Below are 13,977 nucleotides of genomic sequence, written 5' to 3'. Positions count from 1 at the left end.
CGGCCCAAGAACCACAAGCGGAAACGCCCATGGATACCCCATCCCCCATGCTGATCGGCGCCGAGGCGCTGGAGCGCCTGGTGCGCGACATGTTCGCCGCCGCCGGCTGCGACATGGCGGAGGCGACCGACATCGCCAGCCATCTGGTCGGGGCCAACCTCGCCGGCCATGACAGCCACGGCGTGGTGCGCGTCCCGCGCTACATCGACTGGATGCGGGCCGGCTATGTCTTCGCCGGCAAGCAGCCGCAGATCGTCACCGATGGCGGCGCCTTCGCCCTGCTCGACGCGCAGTTCGGCTTCGGCCAGAGTGCGGCGAAGCGGGCCACCGCGCTCGGCATCGAGCGCGCGCGGCAGCACGGCGCCGCGATCATCGCGTTGCGCAACGCCGGCCATGTCGGACGGATCGGCCACTATGCCGAGCAGGCGCTGGAGGAGGGGTTGATCTCCATCCATCTGGTGAACGTCGCCGGCTCCTCGCTGGTCGCGCCCTTCGGGGGCGTGGAGCGGCGCTTCTCCACCGCGCCCTTCGCCATCGGCGTGCCGCTCACCGGCCGGCCCGTGGTGCTGGATTTCGCCACCTCCCGCGTCGCCGAGGGCAAGGTGCTGGTCGCCTCCAATGGCGGCAAGCCGCTGCCGCCCGATGCGCTGATCGAGCCGGACGGGCGCCTCTCCGGCGATCCGCACACGCTCTATGGCGACTACGAGCCGGTCGGGCCGCGCCTGCCGGGTGGCGGCTCGGGCGCCATCCGCGCCTTCGGCGACCATAAGGGCTCCGGCCTGGCGCTGATGTGCGAACTGCTGGCCGGCGCCTTCACGGCCGGCGGCTGCTCCGGTCCGGTGGAGGGTCGCAGCCGCATCGCCAACGGCATCCTCTCCATCTACCTTTCGCCGAAGCATTTCGGCACCGAGGCCGAGTTCCAGCGCATGGGCCGGGACTATGTGGAGTGGGTGGCGAGCAGCCGCCCCGCCGTGCCGGGGGAACCGGTGCTGCTGCCCGGCGAGCCGGAGGCGCGCAACCGTGCCGATCGCCTCGCCAGGGGCATCCCGCTGCAGCCCGACACCTGGGCCGGCATCGTGCAGTCGGCCGCCTCGCTGGGCGTGCAGGCGCCGCAACTGTAGAAAAGTCCCAGGGGAAGGAATTCCCCCGGACCCCCATCTTCTTTTTGTCAGTTTAAGGCCGCGCCTCCCGCCAGCGGGGGAAACCCGAAGAAAAAAGAAGGGGGTCTGGGGGAATTCATTCCCCCAGCCTCTTGCCGGCCCGGCGGAAAGCCAAATCTCGCCATCATCCTGGGCTTTGGTTGGCTGTGTGACGATACCCGATGCCCGCTTCCCCGCCGAGCGGCCGCGCCTGCGGCGTGCGGTGTTCCTCCTGCTCTGCCTGCTGGCTGGCGCCGGCCTGAGCGCCCTGCTCTGGCGCGTTCTGGCGCCGGGTGGCTGGACGGCCTGGGAAGGCATGGTGCTGCTGGCCTGGCTGGGCGTGCTGCCCTGGATCTGTCTTTGCGCCGGCAATGCGGTGCTCGGCTTCGTCCTGCGGCTCCGGGGCGGTGAGCCTGCCCTGGCCGTGCTGCCGCAACTGGGCCGGCTGCCGGCCGGGCCGCCCAGGCTCAGCACCGCCCTGGCCCTGTGCATCCGCAACGAGGACATGGCGGTGGTGCTGCCGCCCCTCGTGCCGCTGCTGGACGGGCTGGAGGCGGCCGGGGCCGGGCACCGCTTCACCCTCTGGCTGCTCTCCGATACCCGGGAGCCGGACCTGGCGGCGCAGGAGGAAGCGGCGGTCGCCGCCTTCGCCGCCTCACGCCAGGGAGGGGAGATTTCCGTCCGCTACCGCCGCCGCAGCCGCAACACCGGCTTCAAGGCGGGCAACGTGATGGACTTCCTGGATCATCACGCCGGGGAGCACGCCCTGTTCCTCTGCCTCGACGCGGATTCCGAGATGTCGGCCGGGGCCGTGCTGCGGCTGGTCGCGTTGATGGAGGCCGACCCCAAGCTTGCCATCGTGCAGCACCTTATCGCCGGCCGCCCGGCGCAGGCGGCCTTCCCGCGGCTGTTCCAGTTCGGCATGCGCGCGGGCATGCGGATCTGGGCGACCGGCCAGGCCTGGTGGCAGCTCGACCAGGGGCCGTACTGGGGCCACAACGCCATCCTGCGCATCGCGCCCTTCCGCGCCCATGCGCGACTGGAAGCCCTGCCGGACGGCAGCCCGATTCTCAGCCACGACCAGATCGAGGCGGTGCGCCTGTACGCGGCCGGCTGGAAGGTGCGCTGCCTGCCCACGGAGGAAGGCAGTCTGGAGGGCAACCCGCCCACCCTTCCGGACTTCCTGCTGCGCGACCGCCGCTGGGGCGCCGGCAACATGCAGTACCTCGCGCTGCTGCGCCTGCCCGGCCTGTCGGGGATGGGGCGGCTGCAGTTGCTGCAGGCGATCCTGCTGTTCCTGGCGGCGCCGCTCTGGCTGCTGCTGCTGGCGGCGGCGGTGCTGAACGCCGCCAGCGGCGGCGGCGCGGCGACGCCCGCCGGACCGCTGCTGGGCCTGATGCTGGCGGCCTGGGGAACGCTTTATGCACCGAAGCTGCTGGGCTATGCCGAGCTTCTGCTGTGCGCGGACCGGGCCGAGCCCTATGGCGGCCGTGCCGCCGTGCTGCGCGGCGTCCTGGCCGAGATCCTGTTCACCACGCTGCTTGACCCGGTGGCGCTCGCCGACAAGGCATTGCTCCTGCTGCGCCTGCCGTTCGGTGGCAGCTCCGGCTGGCTGCCGCAGAACCGGGCGGCGCGCGGCATCCGCTGGCGGGATGCGGCGCGGCTGCTCTGGCCGCATACGCTGCTGGGGCTGCTCGGCCTGGCAGGGGTGCTTGCGGCTGGCGGGACGGCCTGGGCCTGGGCTGCGCCGTTCCTGCTGCCGCTGGCCGGCGCCATCCCCTTCTGCGTTCTCACCGCCAGCCCCTCCTTTGCCGCTTGGCTGCGTCATGTGCGCCTGTGCAGCACCCCCGAGGAGATTCCCGCCTTCCCGGCAATGCCGCCGCGCCGGTTGGCGGACGCCAGGGCCGGATGATGGTTTTCCTCCGGCATTCCCTGGATCTTCTGCCATTCTGCGCGCGATCATGGCGCCGGCAGGCTGCACAACGTCTCTGATTTCCTGATATTGTCACGGCGTCGGAACGGAAGGTGCCGCCACATGGAGGAATGGAAGCAGAGTTTCGGTGCGGGCGGGGCGCCTGAGGAGATCTTCGCCCGCGCCGCCGGGGCGGCGGTCGTGCCGATGCTGATGGTCGAGGGCAGGGCGGCCGAGGCGCCGGTGCTCGCCGCCAGCGCGGCTTTCCTGGAGATGAGCGGCTATCCGGCCGGCGAGATCCTCGGCCGGAGCTTTTTCTCCCTGCTCAGCCCGGATGCGGAGGCGGCGGCGGTGGAGCGCCTCCGGGGCGCGCTGTCGGCGGGGCACAGGCTCTCCGAGACGCTGCCATTCCGCACCAGGGAAGGGCGCGAGATCTGGTGCACCGTCCTCAGCGCCTCGCCTGCCGGAGGGGAGGGGCCGGCGCGGCACCTCCTCGCCTTCCTGGATATCACCGAGCGGATCGAGCAGGAGCGCCGGCTGCGGGAGGCGAAGGAGCTGGCGGAGCGCCGCGCCGAGGCGCGCATGAAGCGGCTGCGTGAGGCCAATGCCCGGCTGAAGGAGGAGACCGAGCGCCGGCAGCGCACCGAGGCCGTGCTGCGCGACGCGCTGGCACAGGGGGAGGAGGATCTCCGCTTCCGCGACTTCCTGGTGCGCGAGGTGAACCACCGCACCAAGAACGCGCTGCAGCTCGCCATCGGGCTGCTGGCCATCCAGGCGCGCCAGTCCCACGACGAGACGACCCGCAAGGCGCTGGAGACGGCCATGGCGCGGCTGCGGCGCATCGGCGCGGTGCATGCGCTGCTGACCTATGAGAGTGAGAACCCGCGCAGCATCCGGGCCGCCGACTATCTGCGCCGCCTCTGCCACGAGGTGGAGGAGAGCCATGCCACGACGCCCGGCCAGGTGCGGGTGGAGGTCGACGCGGACGAGGAGGCGATCTGGGGGCCGGACACCACCGTGCCGCTGGGGCTGATCGTCGGCGAGGCATTGACCAATGCCTTCAAGCACGCCTTTCCGGAGGGGCGGCAGGGGCATGTCGTCGTGCGGCTCGCCGCACAGGGCGAAGGCCGGATGGTGCTGCGGATCGAGGATGACGGAGTGGGCCTGCCGGCGCAGCGCCGGGAGGGTTCGCTCGGGCTGCGGCTGGTGGAACTGCTCGCCCGGCAGGCCAAGGGAACGGCCGTCATCGAGGCAGGGCCATGGGGGCGCGGGACGGTGGTGGCGGTCAGCGTCCCCGACCCGCACCGGCCGCCGCCAGGGGGCGGCTCCGGCCCGAAGTGATGCTCTCCGCCGCCGGGTGAGGCAAAAGCGAAAAAGGCCGGAGCATGGTGTCCCGGCCTTTCCCTGGCGGCGTCGCGCGGCGCGTCAGTCCTCGTCGCTGCGCCGCGCCAGCACCTCGCGCTTGCCGACATGGTTGGCCGGCCCGACGACGCCTTCCTTCTCCATCTGCTCGATCAGCTTGGCGGCGCGGTTGTAGCCGATGGAGAGGTGGCGCTGGATGAAGGAGGTGGAGGCCTTGCCCTCCCGCGTCACCAGCGCCACGGCTTGGTCGAACAGGCCCTTCTCGCCGTCCGAGGCGCCGGCGATGCCGGAGAGGCCGGATTCGCCCTCCTCCTCCTCGCTCTCGGTGACTTCCTCGACATAGGCGGGCTCGCCCTGCTCGCGCAGCCATTCGACGACGCGCTCCACCTCGGCATCCGAGACGAAGGGGCCGTGCACGCGGCTGACCCGGCCGCCGCCGGCCATGTGCAGCATGTCGCCCTGGCCGAGCAGCTGCTCGGCGCCCATCTCGCCGAGGATGGTGCGGCTGTCGATCTTCGAGGTCACCTGGAAGGAGATGCGGGTCGGGAAGTTGGCCTTGATGGTGCCGGTGATGACGTCCACCGAGGGCCGCTGCGTCGCCATGATGACGTGGATGCCGGCGGCGCGCGCCATCTGCGCCAGGCGCTGCACGGCGGCCTCGATCTCCTTGCCGGCGACGATCATCAGGTCCGCCATCTCGTCGATGACGACGACGATCAGCGGCAGCGGGGCGAGCGCCAGCGGCTGCTCCTCGAAGACCGGCTTGCCGGTATCGGGGTCGAAGCCGGTCTGCACGCGGCGGCTCAGCACCTCGCCACGCGCCTGGGCGGCCTGCACCTTCTCGTTGTAGCCGCCGATGTTGCGGACGCCGAGCTGCGACATGGCGCGGTAGCGCCGCTCCATCTCGCGCACCGTCCATTTCAGCGCGCCGATCGCCTTCGGCGGCTCGGTGACGACGGGGGCCAGAAGGTGCGGGATGCGGTCATAGACCGAAAGCTCCAGCATCTTCGGGTCGATCATGATGAAGCGGCACTCGTCCGGGCTGAACCGGTAGAGCAGCGACAGGATCATGGTGTTGATGCCGACCGACTTGCCCGAGCCGGTGGTGCCGGCGATCAGCAGATGCGGCATCCGCGCGAGGTCGGCGATGACCGGCGCGCCGCCGATGTCCTTGCCGAGCGCCAGCGGCAGCTTGCCGGTCTGGCGCGACCATTCCTCGGCGATCAGCATCTCGCTGAAATAGACCATCTCGCGCTTGGCGTTCGGCAGCTCGATGCCGATCACGTTGCGGCCCGGCACGGTGGCGATGCGCACCGCCATCACGCTCATGCTGCGGGCGATATCGTCCGCCAGGCCGATGACGCGCGCCGACTTGGTGCCCGGCGCCGGCTCCAGCTCGTAGAGCGTGACCACCGGGCCGGGGCGCACCTCGACGATGCGGCCGCGCACGCCGTAGTCCTCCAGCACGGATTCGAGCTGGCGGGCGTTGCCCTGCAGCTGCTCCTCCGAGGGGCCGGTGGCGCGGCGCGCGGGCGGCGGGGCCAGCAGGTCGAGCGGCGGCAGCTGGAAGGGGCCATGCGGCTGCGGCTCCGGCGCCGGCTTGGCGCGGCGGGGCACCAGCCGGTCCATCATGCGCGGTGCGGCGGCCGCCGGCGCGGGCGGAACGACGCGCGGCGCCGGCATCTCGGGGACGAAATTCTCCTCGTCCTCCTCGGCCGCCTCGGGGGCCGGTGCCGGCGCGGAGAGGGAACGGCGGGACGACGGCACGGCACGACCGGGCGGTGGCACCACGGGCGTCTGGCGGCCGCGCGCGGGCGGCGCCTCGGCGGCGGCGGCATCGGCAGCGCGCAGCATGGCGGCGAGCTGTGGCGAGGGCGCCTCGCTCCCGCGGGTGAACAGGCCGCCCATGGCGCCGCTCACGGCGCGGAAGGGGGCGACGAGCCGGGCGCCCAGGCTCGGTCCGGCCTCCTCGTCCTCCTCGTCCGCCTCCCAGCGGGAGGCGTATTGCGGCGGCGGGGCGACGGTGCTGGCGAGGCTGCGGCGCATCAGCCGCGCGGTCAGGCCGGCGCCGCCCCGCGCCGCATGGCCGGCGGCGCGCCCGGCCTGCCGCCAGGCGAGCAGCGGAATGCCGAGTGCCGCGAAGGAGAGCGAGCCTGCCAGCGCCAGCACACCAACCTGCCCGACAATGCTGCCGAAGGGACCGAGAATGGCGCCGGCGAAGCCGTTGATGTGCTCGGCCAGCAGCACGCCGGCGCCGCCGCCTGGGCCGGGCAGGGCAGGCTGGCCGGCCGGCAGGGGGGCCAGGGCGAAGGCAGCGGCCAGCATCGGCAGGGCCGCCAGCACCGCGGCGACCCGCGCCAGGAAGGGGGCGAGGCCCTTGTGCGTGGCCAGCCGCCACGCCCAGGCCAGCATCACCGCGACAGGCAGCAGCCCGGCCCAGCCGAAGCTCTGCAGCAGCAGATCGGCGGTGATGGCGCCGGCGGGGCCCGCCAGGTTGGTGGGCGCCTGGTCGGTGGCGGTGGAGAGCGAGGGGTCGGCGGGGTTGTAGCTGACCAGGGCGACCAGCAGGCCGAGCCCGCCGAGGCCCAGCAGGAGGCCCAGCAGCTCGGCTGAGCGCCGGGCCAGGGCGGCCCGCAGGGCGGGAGAGGCGAAGCGGCGCGTGCTGGCAGCCAGGCGACCCTCGGCGGAAGCGGGCGAAGACGGATTACGGCGGTCGGCAAGGGCGCGCGGCATGGGCCTCAGTCGTCTGTTGCTGAGCGATGGCCTCAACCTAGCACGACAAGACGTTGGTGCAGAAGGAATGCGGATGCGATGGCCGAACTTGGCACGCGCGCCCGGGGCGAAATCGCCACTTGGCCCCGCCGAATCGCCGCCCCGGCGCGGCACGGGCGGGCACCGAGGGGCGACTCGCGGTGGGCGGGCAGCGGAATGGCCGCTGCCCGCCGGGCCGGGCTATTCCGCCGCCGCCAGAGCCTGGCTGCGCTGCAACTGGGCCTTCTGCTTGCGCCGGCCGAGCTGCTGGTCGGCGATCACCCCGAGCAGGATCACCCCGCCCATCACCGCGAAGTTCAGCGAGGAGGGGATGCCCAGGATGTTCACCAGATTCTGCAGGATCTGCAGCAGCACCGTGCCGAGCACGATGCCGAGGATGCTGCCCTCGCCGCCACGCAGGGAGCAGCCGCCCAGCACCGCCGCCGCAATGGCGTAGAGCTCATAGAAATTGCCGAAGGAGGAGGGCGAGACCGAGCTGGTGTAGAAGACCAGCAGCACGGTGGCGAGGCCGGCCAGCCCGCCGCCCATCAGGTAGGCGCCGGTGATCACCGCGTCGGCGTTGATGCCGGAATGCCGCGCCGCCTCCTCGTTGCGGCCGACGGCGTAGAGATAGCGGCCGAAGACCGTCCGGTGCAGCACCACCCCCATGCAGACCGCCACCACCACCAGGAAGAGGAAGGGGTTGGGGATGCCGAAGCTGCGCCCGGAGGCCAGCCAGGTGATGGTGTCCAGGTCCCCGGCATAGCCGAAGCCCATGGTGGAGTCCTCGGTGTAGTAGCGGGCGATGCCGCGGTAGATCAGCAGGCCGCAGAGGGTGACGACGAAGGGCTGCAGCCGCAGCCGCGTCACCAGCAGCCCGTGCAGCAGGCCGAGCCCGGTGCCGGCGCCGATGATGATCAGCACGGCGAGCGGCCAGGGCAGCTCGTAGTTCACCAGCAGGTCCACCAGGATCACGCCGAGCAGGGCGAACATCGAACCCACCGAGAGATCGATGCCGCCGGTGATGATGATCAGCCCCTGGCCGATGCTGAACACGCCGAACAGGCCGATCAGGTTGGCCATGTTCAGCAGGTTGACGCTGGAGAGGAAGAGCGGGTTGAGGATCGCCGTGAAGCCGCCGATGACGATCAGCAGCAAAGCGAGGCCGAGTTCCTTCTTGCTCATGCGGGCGCCGCCTCCGCCGGCGCCGGCTCGCCATGGCCGATGGCCAGGCGCAGCACGGCCTGCTCGCTGAAGCCGGCGCGCTCCAGGGCGCCGCTGATGCGGCCTTCATGCATCACCACGATCCGGTCGCTCACGCCGAGCACCTCCTCCATGTCGCTGGAGATCATCAGGATGGCGACGCCGCGGTCGGCCAGGGCGCGCATCAGCCCGTAGATCTCGCCCTTGGCGCCGACGTCGATGCCGCGCGTCGGCTCGTCGAACAGGATCACCCGCGGCGCCATGCTCAGCCACTTGCCCAGCACCACCTTCTGCTGGTTGCCGCCCGAGAGGGTGCTGGCGCGCATCGCGCTGGAGGGCGCCTTGATGCGCAGCCCGGCGCGCTGCGCCTCGCTCGCCTGCCACTCGGCGGCGTGGTTCAGCAGCCCCATCCGCGTGTAGTCCGGCGCGCTGGCGAGGGTGACGTTCTCGACGATGGGCATTTCCAGCACCAGCCCGGCGCGCTTGCGGTCCTCCGGCACGAGGTAGATGCCGGCCGCCACCGCGTCCTTCGGGCCGCGGATGACGAGGGGGCGGCCATCGAGGCGGACCGTGCCGGCCAGTGGCGGGTCGATGCCGAAGAGGGTGCGGGCGAGCGAGGTGCGCCCGGCGCCGACCAGGCCAGCCATGCCGAGGATCTCGCCCGGGCGGATATGCAGGCCGAGCGCCCGCCCCGGGAAGGCGGCGGTGACGAGGCCGGAGACCTCCAGCCCGCCCTCGCCGGGCAGGTTGGCCGGGGGGGTGTAGAGCGCGCGCAGCTCCCGCCCGATCATCAGGCGGATCATCGCGGCATGCTCGATCTCCTCGCGCCGCAGCTCACCCACGAGGCGGCCGTCGCGCAGGCAGACGACGCGGTCGGCGCAGTCCACGATCTCGCCGAGCCGATGGGTGATGTAGATGAGGCCGACCCCGGCGGCGCGCAGCTCCTTCACCAGGGTGAGCAGCCGCGCCGTCTCGGAGAGGGTGAGGGAGGAGGTCGGCTCGTCGAGGATGATGATGCGCGCCTCCGCCGCCAGCGCGCGGGCGATCTCGACCAGCTGCCGCTGGGCGATGGACAGCTCGGCCACCGGCGTGTCGGGCGTGAAGTCGGCGCCCAGCCGCTCCAGGATCGGCCGCACCCGCTCGCGCGCGGCGCGGCGGTCGAGCAGGCGGAGCGGGCCGCCGCGCCGCGGCTCCCGCCCGAACAGCACGTTGGCGGCGACGTCGAGATTGTCGAAGAGGTTCAGTTCCTGGTGGACGAAGGCGATGCCGGCGCGGGTCGCCGCCGCCACGTCCAGGTGGGGGTAGTCCGTCCCGTCGATGCGGATGCGCCCCTCGCTGGGCGGCACGACGCCGCCCAGGATCTTCATCAGCGTGGACTTGCCGGCGCCGTTCTCGCCGATCAGCCCCAGAACCTCGCCGCGGTTCAGGTGGAGGCTGACATTGTCCAGCGCGCGGACGCCGGGATAGGTCTTGCCGATCCCAACCAGTTCGAGGAGGGGCAGTTCCAGCAGCGGCTGCATCTCGCCCTACGCGCCGCGCAGCAGCTCGCGCATCTGCCCTTGGAACTCCTTCACGTTGGAGCTGTCGATGATCCGTGTCGGGATGATGATCTGCTTGTTCTCGGGGATGAAGCTGCGGTCGCCCTTGAGCACCTTGATCATGCCGACCATGCTCTGGTAGCCGAACTCGAAGGGCTGCTGCACCACGGTGGAGAGGATGGTGCCGTCGGCCACGCCGCGCAGCGTCAGCGCGTCCTCGTCGAAGCCGACGATCCTCACCTTGCTCTCGGCGCCGGCCGCCTTCACCGCCTGGTAGATCTGCGGCGTGTTGTAGGCCCAGAGGCCGACCAGCAGGTTGATGTCGCTGTAGCGGGCCAGCGTGTCCTCGACGTTGCGCTTGGCGCGGGCGATGTCCGACTCGTCGGTGCGGATGTCGACGATCTGGATCTGCGTGCCCTGCAGCGCCTCGCGGATGCCCTGCACGCGCTCGCGCGCGTTGTCCGCGTCCATGGTGCCGACGAACAGCATGGCCTTGCCGCCATTGGGCAGCGCGCGCTTCATCTGCGCGCCCGCCTCGCGCCCGGCGGCGACGTTGTCGGTGCCGATATAGACCTCGCGGTTGCTCTTCGGTGCGTCGCTGTCGGTGGTGAACAGCACGCATTGCTCGGCGGCACGGTTCAGCATGTCCGTCGAGTTGCCCGGGTTGATCGCCGAGATGGCGATTCCGGCCACCTTGCGCGCCAGCAGTGCATCGACAATGCGCCGCTGCTCGGCCGCGCTGGCCTGGCCGGGCACGATCATTTCCATGTTGTAATCGGGATGCTCGCGGTTGGCCTTCTCGATGCCGCGCCGCGCGATGGTCCAGAAGTCGGCTGAAACGTTCACCACGAAGGCCAGGGTGGGCTTTTCCTGCGCGGCGAGGCCGCGGGGCAGCGTGGCAAGCGCGAGTGCCGCCGAGGCGGCCAGCAATGAACGCCGGTTCATGATCTCTCCTGTCGCTCCCTTGCGGGTCTCTGACGGACCCTCAGCCGAATTCCGGGCTGCTGGCGGGGAGGCTAGCAGAGCCATGGCGCGGCGGGGCAGGCGCCGCCCGCCCCTGCACGAAGCTGTGATGCGCGGCCGGATCAGGTCCAGCCGCCATCCACGACGAATTCCTGCGCCGAGCACATCGCCGCGGCGTCGGAGGCGAGGAACAACGCCATGTCGGCGATGTTCTCCGGCATCACGCGGCCGGCGAGGCACTGGCCGGCATCGATCTCGCGCTCCGCCTCCGGCGTCACCCAGAGCTTGAGCTGGCGCTCGGTCATTACCCAGCCGGGCACCAGCGTGTTCACCCGGATGTTCTGCTTGCCGAAATCCCGCGCGAGGCCACGGGTCAGACCCTGCATGGAGGCTTTGGCCATGGTGTAGGCGGGCATGCCGCCCTGGCGCAGTTTCCAGCTCACCGAACCGAAGTTGACGATGGAGCCGCCACCGGCGCGTTGCATCTGCGGCAGCACCGCCTGCGCGGCGAAGAAGACATGGCGCTGGTTCACCGCGATGCGGTCGTCGAAATACTCCACGGTGACGCGCTCCACCGCATGGCGCTCGTCATGCGCGGCGTTGTTGAGCAGGACGGTGATGTCGCCATGCGCCTTCTGCGCCGCCGCCACCGCGTCGCGCAGCGCGGTGACGTCACGCAAATCGCAATGCAGGAACAGCGGCGCGTGCTTCGCGCCCTCCTCCTGGACCGACCGGACCAGCGCCTCGCTCTCCGCGTCGGCGATGTCCACGAAGGCGACTTTGCTCCCTTGGCGGGCGAAGGCGCGGGTGAGGGCGGCGCCGATGCCGCTGCCGCCACCGGTGATGAACACGCTGCGCCCGTCCAGATCCGGGTAGCTTGCTTTCTGCCGCATGGATGTCCCTCCCTGAGCCGGAGGCTGCCGCCTCCGGCGCGGCGCCTACGGTGGGCTGCTTTGCCGGTGCGTGCAATGCGGCGGCGGCGCCCGGCTGGTCAGGCTGGCGCGAGGTCGCGCCCGGCGAAAAGCGGTGGTATCGGCGCCGGTGCGCCAGCCTCCGGCGCCGCCTCCAGCAGGGGCACTCCGCAGGCGCGGAGATAGCGGGCGACCGCATCCGCCTCCACGGCGGGGCGGGTGGCATCCTCCGTGCTGCCGGCCGGCACGAAGATGATCGTCTCGTAGCGGGCGCGGGTCAGCAGCACGCGATAGGTGTTGCGGATATGACGCCGCGTCTCGTCCTGGCTGACGCTGTTCCAGCGGCTGCCGGCGAAGCGCCGCGCCTGCCAGCGCCCGCCCTGGCGGATGAAGTCGCCACCCCAGGCCAGGCCGACGAGATCCAGCTCCAGCCCCTGGCAGGCATATTCCGTGGCGCAGACTTCCAGCGCATCGGAAGCACGGATATCCGGCCAGCGGCGGAGGAACCAGTTCACCACCTCATCGTCGGCGCCATGCAGCTGCGCGCCGAGCCCCTCGGCCCGCAGCCGCTTCGCCTTGGCCGAGCAGACCAGGCCAGCCCGGCGCAGCCCCCGTGCCCGGCCACGCAGCGCGGCGCGCAGGGCGGCGAGGTCACGCGTCAGGCGGAAGGGCAGGCCGCCCTCGGCGGCAATGGCGGCGGCCTCCTCCGGCCGGTCGTTCAGCACGGCGTCCACCCAGAGTGCCGCGCGGTCATGGTGCACCGAGCGGATCGGGACGGTGAGGTCCAGGTCGGGATCAAGCGACAGCCAGTCCCGCGGCCCTTCCGCCAAGCGTTGCGAGGGCTCGGCCGCGGCCAGTGCGCGGGGTGCCGCCACAGCCTGCCAGCGCCCCGCCCTGGCGGCGATGACGCGGCCCCATTCGGCCAGCCCCGCCTCGCCGGTATTGATCTCCTGCCCGTTGCCGATCAGCGCCACGACCACCGACCATTCCCCCACGCGCTCCATGATCTCCAGCATGTGGGCGGGCTCGGAATCCGTCAGGATGGAGCGGCGGCGCTGGGTATCGCGCCCGGCCTGGGCGGCGTCCCAGGCGCGCTGTGCCTCGTCGAAAACGACGACATGCTCGTGTGGCGCCTGATCGGCGGCGCGGATGTAGTGCTCCAGGAAGCGATGCACGTTCTGCAGCAGGGTGCGCGCCTCGCGCCGCGGCTGGCGAGGGGCGCGGCCCTGTCGGGTGGCGGCATCCCGCTCCAGCGCACCGCGCAACACGGCAACCAGCGGCGCATTGCCGGTCAGGAAGGCGGCGCCCGCCTCGGCGGCGGTGCCGAAGACGAGATTCAGCCCGCACAGCGTCTTGCCCGCACCGGGAATGCCGGTGACGAACACGACCACCCGCTGCTCTGTCTCCCGCGCCTGCGCGATGGCGCGGCGGATGGCGGCCGTGGTGCGGTCGAGATTGGCGGTATCGGCCCGTGCGGTGGCGATCTCCTCCACGCCGTGCCGGTCGAACAGCCTTTGCGCCGCCTCGATGATCGTGGGCACTGGCCGATAGGCGGCGCCCATCCAGGCGGCGGCGTCCAACGGCCGGGGAGGTGCCGGAATGGCGGCCTGGACCTCGCGCAGCAGGCCCGCGAGCCCTGCGGCGTTGCTGTGCAGCACCGGTGTCACGCCGTGCCAGAGCAGCGGTAGCGGCGCGCGGTGGGCGGGCGCCTCGCTGGCTACCAGGATCGGCACCACCGGGTGCCCCCGGCTGCCGGCATGGAAGTCGAACAGGTCCAGGGCATAGTCCTCGGCCTGGGCCGCATCCTGCGGCAGCCAGGCGGCTGCGTTGTGCTTGAACTCGATGACCAGGATGGCGCGGTCGGTCAGCAGCACGGCGTCGATGCGCTTCTCCAGCCGCAGCAGGTCGTATTCCAGCAGCACGCTCCAGCCCGCACCGCCCGCCTGCCGCAGCGCCTCCTGCAACAGCTGGACCAGCGCCTGCCAGGACGCGAGCTGGGCCGGCTGCACCTCGCGCAGCTGCCGCGATTGGGCGGCGGCCAGCCGTGCGGCCCAGTCGGCCGCATCGTCGCGCAGCAGCGCGGCGCCAGAGGTGGAAATCCAGCTTCGCATGGAATGCAACCCTACAGGTTGAAAAAGGTCGGGGGAATGAATTCCCCCGAACCCCCATCTTTTTCCGTCAGCGGTGCGCTGTGCGGG

Annotated in this window: 9 protein-coding genes; 3 read left to right on the top strand and 6 right to left on the bottom strand. The window is 71.6% G+C overall.

What is annotated here, in order from left to right; genetic code table 11:
* The first annotated feature begins 29 nt into the window (after positions 1–29).
* From QMO56_RS07235 to QMO56_RS07225, 3 genes are all read left to right on the top strand, one after another.
* A complete protein-coding gene (locus QMO56_RS07235; RefSeq protein WP_283524529.1) occupies positions 30–1,121 on the top strand; it encodes a malate/lactate/ureidoglycolate dehydrogenase in 1,092 nt (363 codons plus the stop codon).
* A gap of 187 nt (positions 1,122–1,308) precedes the next feature.
* On the top strand, positions 1,309–3,051 hold the full coding sequence (gene mdoH, locus QMO56_RS07230; protein WP_283524527.1) for a glucans biosynthesis glucosyltransferase MdoH: 1,743 nt from the start codon (positions 1,309–1,311) through the stop codon (positions 3,049–3,051).
* Between the two features lie 123 nt (positions 3,052–3,174).
* Positions 3,175–4,392: a sensor histidine kinase gene (locus QMO56_RS07225; RefSeq protein WP_283524525.1), complete on the top strand. Its 1,218-nt coding sequence runs from the start codon at positions 3,175–3,177 to the stop codon at positions 4,390–4,392.
* An 84-nt stretch (positions 4,393–4,476) separates the two neighbouring features.
* On the opposite strand, the gene QMO56_RS07220 is transcribed toward QMO56_RS07225, so the two are convergent.
* From QMO56_RS07220 to QMO56_RS07195, 6 genes are all read right to left on the bottom strand, one after another.
* Complete coding sequence (locus QMO56_RS07220) at positions 4,477–7,146, bottom strand: DNA translocase FtsK (RefSeq protein ID WP_283524524.1); 2,670 nt, start codon at positions 7,144–7,146, stop codon at positions 4,477–4,479.
* 219 nt (positions 7,147–7,365) lie between these two features.
* Entirely contained in the window at positions 7,366–8,349 is a 984-nt protein-coding gene (locus QMO56_RS07215; protein WP_283524523.1) for an ABC transporter permease, read from the bottom strand.
* A complete protein-coding gene (locus tag QMO56_RS07210; RefSeq protein ID WP_283524522.1) occupies positions 8,346–9,887 on the bottom strand; it encodes a sugar ABC transporter ATP-binding protein in 1,542 nt (513 codons plus the stop codon). The genes QMO56_RS07215 and QMO56_RS07210 overlap by 4 nt, the downstream gene beginning before the upstream one ends.
* Positions 9,888–9,893: 6 nt before the next feature.
* Positions 9,894–10,850: a sugar-binding protein gene (locus tag QMO56_RS07205; RefSeq protein WP_283524521.1), complete on the bottom strand. Its 957-nt coding sequence runs from the start codon at positions 10,848–10,850 to the stop codon at positions 9,894–9,896.
* Positions 10,851–10,990: 140 nt separating this feature from the next.
* Entirely contained in the window at positions 10,991–11,761 is a 771-nt protein-coding gene (locus tag QMO56_RS07200) for an SDR family NAD(P)-dependent oxidoreductase (RefSeq protein WP_283524520.1), read from the bottom strand.
* 98 nt (positions 11,762–11,859) lie between these two features.
* Entirely contained in the window at positions 11,860–13,890 is a 2,031-nt protein-coding gene (locus QMO56_RS07195) for a DNA/RNA helicase domain-containing protein (RefSeq protein WP_283524519.1), read from the bottom strand.
* Positions 13,891–13,977: the final 87 nt, after the last annotated feature.

It is taken from the genome of Roseomonas sp. E05 (assembly GCF_030063475.1).
Taxonomy (GTDB): Bacteria; Pseudomonadota; Alphaproteobacteria; order Acetobacterales; family Acetobacteraceae; genus Pseudoroseomonas.
This window is presented reverse-complemented; position numbering and strand designations above follow the sequence as displayed.

What these genes read in the sequence shown, in the direction of transcription:
- QMO56_RS07235 (WP_283524529.1), top strand. Translation starts at nt 30, where the DNA reads ATGGATACCCCATCCCCCATGCTGATCGGCGCCGAGGCGCTGGAGCGC.
- QMO56_RS07225 (WP_283524525.1), top strand. Translation starts at nt 3,175, where the DNA reads ATGGAGGAATGGAAGCAGAGTTTCGGTGCGGGCGGGGCGCCTGAGGAG.
- QMO56_RS07220 (WP_283524524.1), bottom strand. Translation starts at nt 7,146, where the DNA reads ATGCCGCGCGCCCTTGCCGACCGCCGTAATCCGTCTTCGCCCGCTTCC.
- QMO56_RS07215 (WP_283524523.1), bottom strand. Translation starts at nt 8,349, where the DNA reads ATGAGCAAGAAGGAACTCGGCCTCGCTTTGCTGCTGATCGTCATCGGC.
- QMO56_RS07210 (WP_283524522.1), bottom strand. Translation starts at nt 9,887, where the DNA reads ATGCAGCCGCTGCTGGAACTGCCCCTCCTCGAACTGGTTGGGATCGGC.
- QMO56_RS07205 (WP_283524521.1), bottom strand. Translation starts at nt 10,850, where the DNA reads ATGAACCGGCGTTCATTGCTGGCCGCCTCGGCGGCACTCGCGCTTGCC.
- QMO56_RS07200 (WP_283524520.1), bottom strand. Translation starts at nt 11,761, where the DNA reads ATGCGGCAGAAAGCAAGCTACCCGGATCTGGACGGGCGCAGCGTGTTC.
- QMO56_RS07195 (WP_283524519.1), bottom strand. Translation starts at nt 13,890, where the DNA reads ATGCGAAGCTGGATTTCCACCTCTGGCGCCGCGCTGCTGCGCGACGAT.